This window comes from Pantoea sp. sgz302252, from assembly GCF_047713085.1.
GTDB lineage: Bacteria > Pseudomonadota > Gammaproteobacteria > Enterobacterales > Enterobacteriaceae > Scandinavium.
Genome location: NZ_JBLFJW010000015.1, coordinates 80,441 through 94,036, shown reverse-complemented (window position 1 = coordinate 94,036; position 13,596 = coordinate 80,441). Strand labels below are relative to the sequence as shown.

At 55.6% G+C, this 13,596-nt stretch carries 10 protein-coding genes; 5 read left to right on the top strand and 5 right to left on the bottom strand.

What is annotated here, in order from left to right:
• Positions 1 to 51 precede the first annotated feature (51 nt).
• From ptsP to gldA, 3 genes are read left to right on the top strand one after another with little or no spacing between them, the layout of a single operon-like run.
• On the top strand, positions 52 to 2,553 hold the full coding sequence (gene ptsP, locus ACLW56_RS13300) for a phosphoenolpyruvate--protein phosphotransferase (protein ID WP_330984250.1): 2,502 nt from the start codon (positions 52 to 54) through the stop codon (positions 2,551 to 2,553).
• A gap of 14 nt (positions 2,554 to 2,567) precedes the next feature.
• Positions 2,568 to 3,230: a fructose-6-phosphate aldolase gene (fsa, locus tag ACLW56_RS13295; RefSeq protein WP_330984249.1), complete on the top strand. Its 663-nt coding sequence runs from the start codon at positions 2,568 to 2,570 to the stop codon at positions 3,228 to 3,230.
• A 10-nt stretch (positions 3,231 to 3,240) separates the two neighbouring features.
• Complete coding sequence (gldA, locus tag ACLW56_RS13290; RefSeq protein WP_330984248.1) at positions 3,241 to 4,344, top strand: bifunctional L-1,2-propanediol dehydrogenase/glycerol dehydrogenase; 1,104 nt, start codon at positions 3,241 to 3,243, stop codon at positions 4,342 to 4,344.
• A 90-nt stretch (positions 4,345 to 4,434) separates the two neighbouring features.
• Here the strand turns inward: gldA and metF are convergent, their stop codons facing one another.
• The 3 genes from metF to metB all read right to left on the bottom strand — a co-directional run bounded on the left by metF (position 4,435) and on the right by metB (position 9,190).
• Entirely contained in the window at positions 4,435 to 5,322 is an 888-nt protein-coding gene (gene metF / locus ACLW56_RS13285; RefSeq protein ID WP_330984247.1) for a methylenetetrahydrofolate reductase, read from the bottom strand.
• Positions 5,323 to 5,594: 272 nt separating this feature from the next.
• Positions 5,595 to 8,027: a bifunctional aspartate kinase/homoserine dehydrogenase II gene (locus ACLW56_RS13280; protein WP_330984246.1), complete on the bottom strand. Its 2,433-nt coding sequence runs from the start codon at positions 8,025 to 8,027 to the stop codon at positions 5,595 to 5,597.
• 2 nt (positions 8,028 to 8,029) lie between these two features.
• Positions 8,030 to 9,190, bottom strand: coding sequence for a cystathionine gamma-synthase (metB, locus tag ACLW56_RS13275; RefSeq protein ID WP_330984245.1), 1,161 nt, complete (start codon positions 9,188 to 9,190; stop codon positions 8,030 to 8,032).
• A gap of 261 nt (positions 9,191 to 9,451) precedes the next feature.
• On the opposite strand from metB, the gene metJ reads away from it, so the two are divergent.
• The gene (gene metJ, locus ACLW56_RS13270; protein WP_007369220.1) at positions 9,452 to 9,769 is read left to right on the top strand and encodes a met regulon transcriptional regulator MetJ; all 318 of its coding nucleotides are present in this window, start codon (positions 9,452 to 9,454) and stop codon (positions 9,767 to 9,769) included.
• Between the two features lie 53 nt (positions 9,770 to 9,822).
• Here metJ and ACLW56_RS13265 read toward each other — a convergent pair whose 3' ends face one another.
• Both ACLW56_RS13265 and rpmE read right to left on the bottom strand, forming a co-directional pair.
• Positions 9,823 to 10,503 (bottom strand): oligogalacturonate-specific porin KdgM family protein, encoded by a 681-nt coding sequence (locus tag ACLW56_RS13265; RefSeq protein ID WP_330984244.1) that lies wholly within the window; start codon positions 10,501 to 10,503, stop codon positions 9,823 to 9,825.
• 353 nt (positions 10,504 to 10,856) lie between these two features.
• Positions 10,857 to 11,069 (bottom strand): 50S ribosomal protein L31, encoded by a 213-nt coding sequence (gene rpmE, locus ACLW56_RS13260; protein WP_330984243.1) that lies wholly within the window; start codon positions 11,067 to 11,069, stop codon positions 10,857 to 10,859.
• 205 nt (positions 11,070 to 11,274) lie between these two features.
• Here rpmE and priA point away from each other — a divergent pair, with 205 nt between their 5' ends.
• Positions 11,275 to 13,473, top strand: a complete 2,199-nt coding sequence (gene priA, locus ACLW56_RS13255) for a primosomal protein N' (protein ID WP_330984242.1) — start codon at positions 11,275 to 11,277, stop codon at positions 13,471 to 13,473.
• The last annotated feature ends 123 nt before the right edge of the window (positions 13,474 to 13,596 follow it).

Here is a 13,596-nt window from a genome sequence, read left to right as displayed (position 1 = left end):
TTCCCCGCTCTATGCTGTCGCCAGACCCTATTTGAATTGAGGAGAAAGGCCATGGCCCAGGTTGTGGAATTTATCTGTACCTTGCCCAACGGTGTGCACGCTCGCCCGGCAAGCCTGGTGGAAACGCTGTGCAACACCTTCTCATCGGCGATTGAGTGGCACAATTTACGCAGCGAACGCAGCGGCAATGCCAAGAGCGCGCTGGCGATTATCGGCACTGACACCCTCACCGGAGACAGCTGTCAGATACGTATTGAAGGGCCAGACGAGGCCAACGCCCAACAAAAGCTCAGCGCCTGGTTTCGCGATGAATTTCCACACTGTGATGCACCGCTGGAACACGCAAGCGAACAGGAAATGGATGCCCTGCCGGAATCGTTGACTCATCTGAACCCAACGCTGATTCGCGCTCGCTCTGTGTGCAGCGGCAGCGCAGGCGGCGTGTTGACGGCCATCACCGCGCTGAATCTCGGTACGCTCAGCAATCTGCCCGCCACGTTGTCTCAGGAGCAAGAGCAAGCCGCGCTGGATAACGGACTGACCTTGCTGGTCAAAACCCTGGCGCTGCGCCAACTCGACAGCGACAGCACCACCAGCGCCATTCTCGACGCCCATCGTTCACTGGCAACGGACACCAGCCTGCGTCAGCATCTTCTGGGCGGCATCACTGAAGGGTTGAGCTGCGCCGAAGCGATCATTCGCAGCGCCCGGCACTTCAGCGAAACCTTCGAGAAATCCAGCAGCAGCTATTTGCAGGAGCGCGTGCTGGATGTGACCGACGTCTGTTACCAACTGCTGCAACAGATCTACGGCGAAGCCCGCTTCCCGGCTCCGGGTCAGTTAACCCGTCCGTCCATTTGCATGGCTGACGAACTGACACCAGGCCAGTTTCTTGAACTGGATAAAACCCTGCTGAAAGGGTTGATTCTGCAAAGTGGCGGCACGACTTCTCACACAGTGATCCTCGCTCGCTCCTTTAATATCCCGACGCTGGTTGGCGTGGATATTCCTGCCCTTTCTCGCTGGCAAAATCAGCCTGTCTGGCTCGACGGAAACACCGGTGCCATCGTTGTAGAACCGACGCAGGCCATTAACCGCTATTACCAGCAGGAAGCGCGTGTTCAGGCTGCGCTGCGTGAACAGCAAAGTGTGTGGCTGGAAAAAGAGGCCAGAAGTGCGGATGGACTACGCCTGGAAGTGGCCGCCAATATCGCCCACGCCGTGGAAGCGCAGGCCGCTTTTGGTAACGGCGCTGAGGCGGTCGGTTTGTTCCGCACGGAAATGCTGTACATGGACAGAACCAGTGCGCCTTCCGAAGACGAGCTGTACAACATTTTCTGTCAGGCGCTGGAGTCCGCAACCGGACGTAGCATCATCGTGCGTACCATGGACATCGGCGGCGACAAGCCGGTGGACTATCTCAACATTCCGGCAGAAAACAATCCGTTCCTGGGCTATCGCGCAGTGCGTATTTATGAAGAGTACGCCGCGCTGTTTACGACTCAGCTTCGCTCGATCCTGCGCGCCTCTGCTCACGGCAAACTGAAGATCATGATCCCGATGATCTCCTCGATGGAAGAGATCTTATGGGTGAAAGAAAAACTCGCCGAAGCCAAACAGCAATTGCGCAGCGCCCACATCCCGTTTGATGAAAAAATTCCTCTCGGCATCATGCTGGAAGTGCCGTCAGTGATGTTCATCATCGACCAGTGTTGCGAAGAGATAGACTTCTTCAGCATCGGCAGCAACGACCTGACGCAATACCTGCTGGCAGTCGATCGCGATAACGCCAAAGTCACGCGCCACTACAACAGCCTGAACCCGGCGTTTTTACGCGCACTGGATTTTGCGGTGCAGGCCGTTCATCGCCAGGGGAAATGGATTGGCCTGTGCGGCGAACTGGGGGCGAAAGGTTCTGTGCTCCCACTGCTGGTCGGGCTCGGGCTGGATGAAATCAGCATGAGCGCACCTGCCATTCCTGCTACAAAAGCGCGTCTGGCGCAGCTCGACAGCCGCGCCTGCCGTCAGTTGCTCAATCAGGCCATGGCCTGTCGTACTTCGCTGGAAGTGGAGCATTTGTTGGCGCAATTCCGCATGACGCAACAAGACGCGCCGCTGATCGCCGCCAGCTGCATCTCGCTCGATAATGACTGGCAAAGCAAAGAAGAAGTGCTCAAAGGCATGACCGACAACCTGCTGCTGGCCGGACGCTGCCGTTACCCTCGCAAACTGGAAGCCGATCTCTGGGCGCGTGAAGCGGTGTTTTCGACAGGCCTTGGCTTCAGTTTTGCCATCCCGCACAGCAAATCAGAGCACATCGAACAATCCACTATCAGCATGGCACGCCTACCAAAGCCGGTGCAATGGGGCGAAGAAGAAGCGCAGTTCATCATCATGCTGACGCTGAATAAACACGCCGCAGGCGATCAACACATGCGTATTTTCTCGCGACTGGCTCGCCGCATCATGCACGCGGAATTTCGCGATGCGCTGGTGAACGCCGCTTCACCAGAAGCGATCGCCAGCCTGCTGCAACACGAACTGGAACTCTGACCTAAGGAAACCTCATGGAACTGTATCTCGATACCGCAAATGTCGCTGAAGTCCGCCGTCTGGCCCGTATTTATCCGATTGCAGGCGTCACCACTAACCCGAGCATTATTGCCGCTGGAAAAACAGCACTGTGGGAAGTCCTTCCACAGTTGCAGGAAGCCATTGGCCCACAGGGCAAACTCTTTGCCCAAACGATGAGCCGCACCGCGGACGGCATGGTGGATGAAGCAAAACGCCTGGCTAATTTTTTGCCCGACATCGTGGTCAAAATTCCGGTGACTGCCGAAGGGCTGGCGGCCATCAAACGGTTAAAAAGTGAAGATATTCCGACACTCGGCACCGCGGTTTATAGCGCCTCGCAAGGATTACTCGCCGCATTGGCAGGGGCTGAATATGTCGCCCCGTATGTTAACCGTGTGGATGCGCAGGGCGGCGACGGCATCCAGACAGTGCGGGAACTGCAAACTCTGCTGGAGCTGCACGCTCCGCAGAGCAAGGTGTTGGCGGCCAGTTTTAAAACGCCGCGTCAGGCGCTGGATTGCCTGCTCGCCGGGTGCGAAGCAATCACCCTTCCCTTAGACGTAGCGCAACAAATGCTCGGCACGCCCGCAGTAGAGTCAGCTATTGAGAAGTTTGAGCAGGACTGGAAGAACGCATTTGGCAATCTCAACCTTTAAGGAGTGATGTATGGACAGGATTATTCAATCGCCAGGCAAATATATCCAGGGTGCAGATGTTCTCACCCGCCTCGGTGACTACCTCAAGCCGATGGCTGAACGCTGGCTCATCGTGGGCGATAAATTTGTGCTCGGTTTCGCTGAGAAGACGCTGCGCAAAAGTATCGACGAGAGCGGCTTAGCGGCTGATATCGTGCCGTTCAACGGCGAATGTTCGCAAAATGAAATCAATCGCTTACGTGACATCGCGGTAAGCGCAAAATGCCAGGCTGTGCTGGGCATTGGCGGGGGCAAAACGCTGGATACCGCGAAAGCGCTGGCACACTTCATGAATTTGCCCGTCGCCATCGCGCCAACCATCGCCTCAACGGATGCGCCCTGCAGCGCACTTTCCGTCATCTATACCGACGAGGGCGAATTCGACAGATATCTGATGCTGCCACACAATCCAAACCTGGTGATTGTCGACACCAAAGTGGTGGCCGGTGCGCCTGCACGTTTACTGGCGGCGGGCATTGGTGATGCGCTGGCAACCTGGTTTGAAGCACGTGCTTGTTCACGCAGTGGCGCAACCACCATGGCAGGAGGACGCTGCACTCAGGCCGCGCTGGCACTGGCGGAACTGTGCTACAACACACTGCTGGAAGAAGGCGAAAAAGCCATGCTGGCGGCAGAGAAACATGTGGTGACGCCAGCGCTTGAACGCGTGATTGAAGCGAATACCTATCTCAGCGGCGTCGGCTTTGAAAGCGGCGGCCTGGCGGCGGCTCACGCAGTGCATAACGGCTTAACCGCCATTCCGGATGCGCACCATTACTACCACGGCGAAAAAGTCGCGTTCGGTACGCTCACGCAACTGGTGCTGGAAAACGCGCCACAGGAAGAGATCGAAACCGTCGCCGCACTTTGCTACGCGATTGGCCTGCCAATCACGCTGGCACAGTTGGATATTCAGAATGATGTGCAGGAAAAAATGCGCATTGTGGCGGAAGCGGCGTGCGCACCGGGTGAAACCATCCACAACATGCCGGGCGGCGTGACCGTTGATCAGGTTTATGCGGCGTTGCTGGTTGCCGATAAATTCGGCCAGCAGTGTTTACTGCACTGGGAATAACGTTTTGATTGCCGGGTGGCGCTGCGCTTGCACCGGCCTACACAGGTTCGTAGGTCGGGTTAGCGCAGCGCCACCCGACATTTTTTTGAGTTATACCGCAGGACGCACGCCGAGCGTGTGGCAAATCGCGTAGCTCATTTCTGCGCGGTTCAGGGTATAGAAGTGGAAATCTTTCACCCCTTCGCGGCTCAGGATTTTCACCATGTCCATCGCGATGTTCGCGCCGACGAGTTTGCGGGTTTCCGCATCATCATCCAGCCCGTTAAACATTTGCGCCATCCACGCAGGAATGCGGACGTTGGTCATGTCAGCGAATTTCTTCGCCTGTTTGAAGTTGGAGACCGGCAGAATGCCCGGAATAATTTCCACATCAATGCCGGTCGCTGCACAGCGATCGCGGAAACGCAGGTAGCTTTCCACGTCGAAGAAGAATTGGGTGATCGCGCGGTTTGCACCCGCGTCAATTTTGCGCTTCAGGTTCAGCAAATCGGCCTGTGCGCTTTTCGCTTCCGGGTGCACTTCAGGATAAGCGGCAACGGAAATATCGAAATCACCCACATCCTTCAGCAAGCTCACCAGATCGGCCGCGTACATATCCGGCTTACCGCTGCCCGGAGGCAAATCACCGCGCAGGGCGACGATATGGCGAATGCCGTTATTCCAGTAATCCCGGGCAATGGTACGCAGCTCTTCGCGCGAGGCATCAATGCAGGTCAGATGCGGAGCGGCTTCGAGACCCGTTCTGTCTTTAATCCCTTTGATGATGCTGTGCGTACGGTCGCGCTCACCTGAATTCGCGCCGTAGGTGACGGAAACGAATTTCGGCTTCAGGCTGCTCAGCCTGTCGATAGAGGCCCACAGGGTCTGCTCCATTTCACTGGTGCGCGGCGGGAAAAACTCAAAGGAAACGTTAATCTGGCCAACTTCTGCCAGGCTCTGATTCAGGGCTTCCCGCTGGTTGGCGTGAAAAAAGCTCATACCTTACCTCTGTCTGTCGCTTTGGAGTTGCTGATGTTTGTTGTTATGTGAACTTCTATACGTTTAGACGTCCAGATGTAAAAATGACGGAAAAGCCGCAGGACGTCAACAGAAAAAACACCGGAAGGGGTGAGGAATATTCAGCAAAGATGAAAAAAGTTCATGATGGGGAACCGTGCGGCCTGATGCCCTCTCCCACAGGGCGAGGGGAGAAGCAGAGTTCCCTCTCCCTTGAGGGAGAGGGTTAGAGAGAGGGGGAAAAGCCGAGGAGACTACAGAAGCTGAGCCAGACGATTGATATCAGACTGAATCGCCCCGGCGGTCACATCACGCCCCGCACCCGGCCCGCGGATCACCAGCGGGTTGTCGCGATACCAGCGGCTTTCAATCGCGAAGACGTTATCGCAGGGCAGCAGTGCCGCCAGGGGATGCTCTGGACGAACCGCTTCCACGCCAACGCGTGCTTTGCCGTTGGCATCGAAACGGGCGACATAGCGCAGCACCAGGCCCATTTCCTGCGCGGCTTCCAGACGCTGGATCATTTGCTCGTTGAGCTCATCGCCATTCTCAAAGAAATGGTCGATTGAACCTTCTTCGCAATGCGACGGTACCAGAGATTCGACGCGCACCTGATCCGGCTCGATATCGTAACCGGCTTCACGCGCCAGGATAACCAGCTTACGCATCACGTCTTTACCAGACAGATCGACACGTGGGTCTGGCTCGGTCAGCCCTTGCTGCCAGGCCTGATCCACCAGCTCGGTGAACGGCACCGTGCCGTCAAACTGCAGGAACAGCCAGGAAAGCGTGCCCGAGAAAATCCCGCTGATGGCCAGAATCGAGTCACCACTTTCACGCAGATCGCGCACGGTATGGTTAACCGGCAAGCCCGCGCCTACGGTGGCGTTATACAGCCAGCGACGCCCGGTTTTTTCAAACGCATCGTGGATCTGACGGTATTTGTCGCTGGTGCTGGCCCCGGCGAGTTTGTTGGCGCTGATCACATGGAAACCGTGGCTGGCGAAATCAAGATACTGATCGGCGAGCTGTTCGCTTGCCGTCACGTCCAGCACCACCAAATCGTCATACGGGTGAGCTCGCATCCACAGGAACAGCGATTCTTCATCCTGCTCGACGGCTTCATCGTTGAAGAATGCCAGTGCGCGGCTGGCATCCAGACCTTCGTAATTCAGCAGGCTGCGGCGGCTGTCCACCACGCCCGCCAGAACGAACTCAAACCCTGTACGTGCGGAAAGCGTGCTTTGCTCGCGGGCAAACAACTCAAGCCAGCGAGAACCGATGTTACCCTTGCCGAACAACACCAGGCCGATACGTTTTTCGGCACGGAAAATGGACTGATGCAGGCCCTGAATCAGGCTTTCTGTCGGCCCGGTACGCAAGATGGCAACCAGGCTGATACCTTCTTCAGACTGCCAGGTGAACTCCACTGGCTGACCTTTTAACTGCTGCCAGAAACGGTGACAGTGCAGTGGATTACGGGTCACACCTGCCCCAACCATCGCCACCAGCGCCAGGCCCTGGCGCAGACGCAGTTCACCTGGAAGGCCAGCTTCATCCAGCAGCTTCAGCGCGCTGTCCACCACTTCAGCGGTATAGCAAAATTGCAGCAGATGACGGTCAGTATGGACGCCAACCGCCAGCGGGCGAACCTGCGCACGCTTAAGCACTAAATCGATTTCTTTGTGCGCCAGTTTGAAATCGTGCCCGGCAGGCACAACAAACTCAATCAGGCAAACATCATCATGGCTGGTAACAATACGTGCCCCAGTGCCAGAGGCCAGCACGCGTTCAATACGGGTCGAGCCCTGATCCGGCGTGTAGCTGCAGCGCAGTTGCAGGTCGATGTCGCTGCCGGAAACGGGTTGAAGAGTACGTGCGTGCAGCACCGGTGCTGCCAGACGCGCCAGTTCACTAGCTTCATCAAGACGCAGCAGTGGCAGCAGACACGCATCTTTCACTTTACGCGGGTCGGCGCTGTAAACACCGGCCACATCGCTCCAGATGGTGACGCGGGAAACGCCCGCCAGCGCGCCAATCTGCGTGGCGGAATAGTCAGAACCATTTCGACCCAGCAGGACTGTTTCACCCGCGTTATCGCGGCTGATAAATCCAGTCACCACCAGACGTTTGTTCGGATGCTGCGCCATCAATTGCTGGAGCAACGGGAATGAGAGGCCTTCATCCACCTGAGGTTGAGCAGCGCGTTCTGCACGCAAGAAGAAACGGGCATCAAGCCAGGCGGCATCCAGCCCTTGTTGTTGCAAGACTGCCGCCATCAGACGGGCCGACCACACTTCACCGTGGCCCACCACTTCGGCATACACAGCATCGGTAATGCCCGCATCGAGAAGTGCCGCCAGACGCTCAAGATCCTGAATAAACTCGGCAATCATGCTGTCAGCGACGTCGGCAGGCAGCAGGCCGGTAATCAGTTCAATCTGGTAACGACGCAGCGACTGCTGAACCTGATGCGCAGAAAGGCGGTCGGTCTGGCTGAGCTTCAGCCAGCTAATCAACTGGTTGGTGGTGCTGCCCGCGGCGGAAACAACCATCATGTCTTCAGGCTGCGAGTGCTCAGCCATAATCCCTGCCACACGCAGGTAACATTTCGCATCCGCCAGACTGCTGCCACCAAACTTATGCAGTTGACGACCTTTCGCCCCTGCCTGCGCTATCACACTCATGTTTACCCCTCGTTTGCTGCCCGGAACCCATTTTCCAGGTCGGCAATTAAATCTTCGCTATCTTCAATCCCGGTCGAAATACGCAGTAGCGTTTCGGAGATCCCTGCCGCTGCGCGCGCTTCTGGTGCCATGCCCGCATGAGTCATGGTCGCCGCGTGGGAAATCAGGCTTTCCACGCCGCCTAAAGATTCTGCCAGTGTGAACAACGACAGCCCGCTCAGGAAGCGGCGCAGGGTGTTCTCATCACCGTCCAGTTCAAAACTGAGCATCGCGCCAAAGCCTTTTTGCTGACGAGCGGCAATCTCGTGGCCCTGGTTTTCCGGCAGAGAAGGATGATACAGCTTTTTCACCAGCGGTTGCTGCTTCAGGAACTCAACAATGGCCGTTGCGTTACGCTGCGCCACTTCCATACGCGGGCTAAGCGTACGCAGACCACGCAGCAGCAGGTAGCTGTCGAACGCGCTGCCGGTGACGCCAATATTATTCGCCCACCATGCCAGCTCAGTGACAGTGTCAGGATCTTTCGCAATCACCACGCCCGCGACCACATCGGAATGGCCGTTCAGGTACTTGGTGCAGGAATGCAGAACCAAATCGGCCCCGAGCGCCAGCGGGTTTTGCAGCGCCGGGCTCAGGAAGGTGTTATCCACCACGCTGATAGCACCTGCCGCACGCGCCAGCTCGCAGATTTTCGCAATATCCACGACGCGCAACAATGGGTTGCTTGGGCTTTCTACCAGCACCAGATTCGGTTTTTCTGCCAGCGCCGCTTTCAGCGCCTGCTCGTTACCTTGATCGACAAACAGCACGCGGTAGCAGCCCCGCTTTGCAAGGCTATCGAACAGGCGATAGCTGCCGCCGTAGCAGTCGTGTGGTGCCACCAGCAAATCGCCAGGCTTCAGGTAAACCGTCGTCACCAGATGAATGGCTGACATGCCGGTGTTGGTCAGTACTGCACCCGCACCGCCTTCCAGTTCTGCCAGCGCACGCTGCACGACGTCACGAGTCGGGTTACCGCGACGGGAATAGTCATGAGCGCGTGGCTCATTGAATCCGGTGAAGTTATAGGTACTGGAGAGATGAATCGGGGGGACAACGCAGCCATATTGCTCGTCATCATTTAACCCGCTACGCACTGCGATGGTGGCTTGTTTACGCGTCATGGTGAATCGTTCCTGGCTTTGGCGATGAAAAGTCAGGCCTCAGAGTAACCACTGCTATAATAGACGTCAACACATCTGGACATCTAAACTTCTTTGCGTATAGATTGAGCAATCGGTCAATAGCCGTTAAAATTATATGCATTAGCGCACATCTGCAGAGGCTTTGCTGGTGTCATGGTCACATCGCTAAGGTAAACTGTGCGGGTTTATGGTCGGGCGGGCGCTCAGACCTTTTATTAATGATTAGAGGAAAGGTATCTCATGGCTGAATGGAGCGGCGAATATATCAGCCCCTACGCTGAGCACGGTAAGAAGAGTGAGCAGGTCAAAAAAATTACGGTGTCCATTCCTCTGAAGGTGTTGAAAATTCTCACCGACGAACGCACCCGTCGCCAGGTCAACAACCTGCGTCACGCCACTAACAGCGAACTGCTGTGCGAAGCCTTCCTGCATGCCTTCACCGGACAGCCACTGCCGAACGATGAAGATCTGCGTAAAGAGCGTAGTGACGAAATTCCGGAAGAGGCGAAGGTTATCATGCGTGAGCTGGGTATCGACCCGGATACGTGGGAATACTAAGCCGACGAGCACGGCTGTTCAGTCCCGCTGAGCGAACTCAGCGGGATTCCTTCTTAGAAGTTATACCCCAACCCGACACGATATCTTGTCTGACGATCGTCGGTGGTGGTGGTGTTATAGCCTGACGACACATTACCGACTTCAACAAACGGCACCCACGAATCAATGTTATAGGCGACGCGGAAATTATATTCGTAGTCTTCTTTTTTGTTGTTGTACAGGTCCTCGTTATCGGCAAACTTATAAATGCCATTAAGTTCAAACATCCAGTTATTGATGTTATAACCCAACCATGCTTCAGGGCGATACACCGTGCGGTCATCTTTTCCATCGGCATTACGGCGCGTATATTCTGTCCGGTAACGGAAAGCAGTCCACCAGTTGTCATTAATAGTGTATTGTACGCGAAGATACGGTTTATATATTGCCATATCATCGCCCATTTCCACGGCAATACCCGGCTGCCAGATAAATCCTTGCCAGGTAAATTGATAGCTTGCCGTGTATTCGTTACTGTTCGCTTCCATATTATTAAGCGCATCATTAGATTGCGCATTATCAGAACGCGAGACCGCTTCCACCGCTACGCCAAAGCCCGTGCCAAAGCGGTGTGACATGTACACACGATCATAGTTACGCCCGTCGTCGTAATATTCATGTCGATAATCAACATAACCCGCCTGAGCGGCACAGGATATTAGCGGAACCAGTAATAAAGCACGCGTAAATTTCATTATATTCCCTCAGAGAACGGCTTCAAAAAACCATTGCGTCGCAATCCATGTCCGGAAAAGGACTACCCGCGAGATGGAAAGACACTGAATGTAAAAACGGTGTCATTCACCCCGAACTTTATTTAGGAAAACCGAGGCATACCTTTATTATTCTGCCGTTAAAAAAGCAGAACTGGCAAAATAGGAAAGATGTTAAGGATCGTTATCGCAACGGGGATAATAATGTAGATGAGGAGCCTGAATTTATCTCTGAGAATATATTGATTTTTAATAAAGAAGTAACAGGAACGCGTAATATTATTTCGGACACAAAAAAACCGCCCGCAGGCGGTTTTTTCTGGCAGCAGTGTAACTTATTTGCTGCCTGGGATGCTGAAACGCTTGTTGAAGCGGTCAACACGGCCACCGGTAGCAACGTCACGCTGCTTGCCAGTGTAGAACGGGTGGCATTTGCCGCACACGTCCAGATTCAGATCGTGACCCGCGGTAGAGCGGATTTTGATCGCATTACCGCAAGAGCAGTTTGCAGTAATTTCTTCGTATTTCGGGTGAATATCTTTTTTCATGGGAGAACCTCAGTTAAGGCCGCGTCGCTCTTCCAGCCCTAACGCCAGACACCACGCGATGTTGATAGTATAGTTTTTGATACCGCATAAAGCGCATCAAAGGCCGCGAATCATACAGAATTTGACCAGGGGTTGCAATCTGATCCACGCTCCCTGAGTAACAATGTGTATACTATCCCACCCTTTTTCAAGTCAGGAAGAGCTGATGCCCGTCGCACACGTTGCCCTGCCCGTTCCGCTTCCCCGCACGTTTGATTATCTGCTGCCCGAAGGCATCAGTGCCAAAGCCGGGTGTCGCGTACGCGTGCCGTTTGGGAAACAACAGGAACGCGTCGGCATTGTGGTCTCCGTCAGCGACGTGAGCGAACTGCCGCTGAATGAGTTGAAAGGTGTCATTGAGGTGCTGGACGTTGAACCGGTGTACACGCCGACCGTCTGGCGCATGCTGCAGTGGGCCGCAGACTATTACCATCATCCTGTTGGCGATGTGTTATTTCATGCCTTGCCTATCCTGCTTCGTCAGGGAAAGCCCGCCAGCGCAACGCCGCTGTGGTACTGGTTTGCCACTGAGCAAGGCCAGGCTGTTGATATCAGCACCTTGAAAAGATCGGCCAAGCAGCAGCAGGCACTCGCCGCACTGCGCCAGGGCAAAATCTGGCGTCATCAGGTTGCTGAACTTGAATTCAACGACGCCGCGCTGCAAGGCCTGCGCAAAAAAGGCTACTGCGAACTGGCCAGTGCCGCGCCGATCATAACCGACTGGCGAGACGGTTATGCAGTGACGGGCGAACGCCTTCGCCTGAACACGGAACAGGCCACCGCCGTGGGCGCAATACATAGCGCTTCGGGCAGCTTCTCTGCCTGGCTGCTGGCGGGCGTGACCGGCTCGGGTAAAACGGAAGTTTATCTGAGCGTTCTGGAAAACGTGCTGGCGCAAGGCAAACAGGCGCTGGTGATGGTGCCGGAAATCGGCCTGACGCCGCAGACCATCGCCCGTTTTCGCGAACGCTTTACTGCCCCGGTCGAAGTGCTGCACTCCGCCCTGAACGACAGTGAGCGGCTCGCTGTATGGCTGAAGGCCAAAAACGGCGAAGCGGCGATTGTGATTGGTACACGCTCTTCCTTATTTACGCCGTTTAACAATCTCGGTGTGATCGTTATCGACGAGGAACATGACAGTTCCTACAAGCAGCAGGAAGGCTGGCGCTACCATGCCCGCGACCTGGCAGTGTGGCGTGCGCATAACGAGCAAATCCCCATCATTTTGGGCTCCGCAACACCGGCGCTGGAAACGTTGCATAACGTTCGTCAGGGTAAATACCATCAGCTCAAACTGACCAAACGAGCGGGTAATGCCCGCCCGGCCAATCAGCATGTGCTGGATTTAAAAAGCCAGCAGCTTCAGGCGGGCTTGTCGCCTGCGCTTATCGGCAGAATGCGTCAGCATTTGCAGGCAGACAACCAGGTCATTCTGTTTCTGAACCGTCGCGGCTATGCGCCTGCCCTGCTGTGCCATGAATGTGGCTGGATTGCCGAGTGCCCACGCTGCGACAGCTATTACACCCTGCACCAGACGCATCGCCATTTGCGCTGCCACCACTGTGACAGCCAGCGCCCTATTCCGCGCCAGTGCCCATCCTGCGGCTCAACGCATCTGGTGCCGGTGGGGCTAGGTACAGAACAGCTCGAAGAAGCGCTTTCACCGTTGTTTCCGGATGTACCCATTTCACGAATCGACCGCGATACCACCAGCCGTAAAGGTGCGCTGGAACAGTATCTGGCCGAAGTGCATCGGGGTGGCGCAAGAATTTTAATTGGCACCCAGATGCTGGCCAAAGGCCACCATTTCCCGGATGTCACCCTGGTCGCGCTGCTGGATGTGGACGGGGCGCTGTTCTCTGCGGATTTCCGCTCCGCCGAGCGCTTCGCCCAACTCTACACTCAGGTGTCTGGCCGTGCGGGTCGAGCAGGTAAGCAGGGTGAAGTCATTTTGCAGACACACCATCCTGAGCATCCTCTGCTGCAAACGTTGCTCCACCAGGGCTATGACGCCTTTACCCAACAGGCTCTGGCGGAACGCCAGACGCTGCAACTGCCACCGTGGACCAGTCATGTGCTGATTCGCGCGGAAGATCACAATAATCAGGATGCGCCGCTGTTTTTACAGCAGTTGCGAAACCTGATTCAGGCCAGCCCGTTGACGGACGATAAGCTCTGGCTGCTCGGCCCGGTGCCTGCACTGGCGCCAAAACGCGGCGGACGCTGGCGCTGGCAAATCGTGCTGCAACACCCATCACGCCTGCGTTTGCAGCATATTGTTAGCGGCGCAATGGCGCTCATCAATACCCTTCCCGCCTCACGAAAAGTGAAATGGGTGCTGGATGTCGATCCGATCGAAGGTTAACCCTCGCACTGCGAGGGAGATCGAAAAATTTAACTTCGGTCACACTTTTCATGAAATTTCTGTAACTCCCCGGACTGACTCTCTGATAAAAAAGAGGTTGTTGTCAGAGACAGCGGAAGTCTC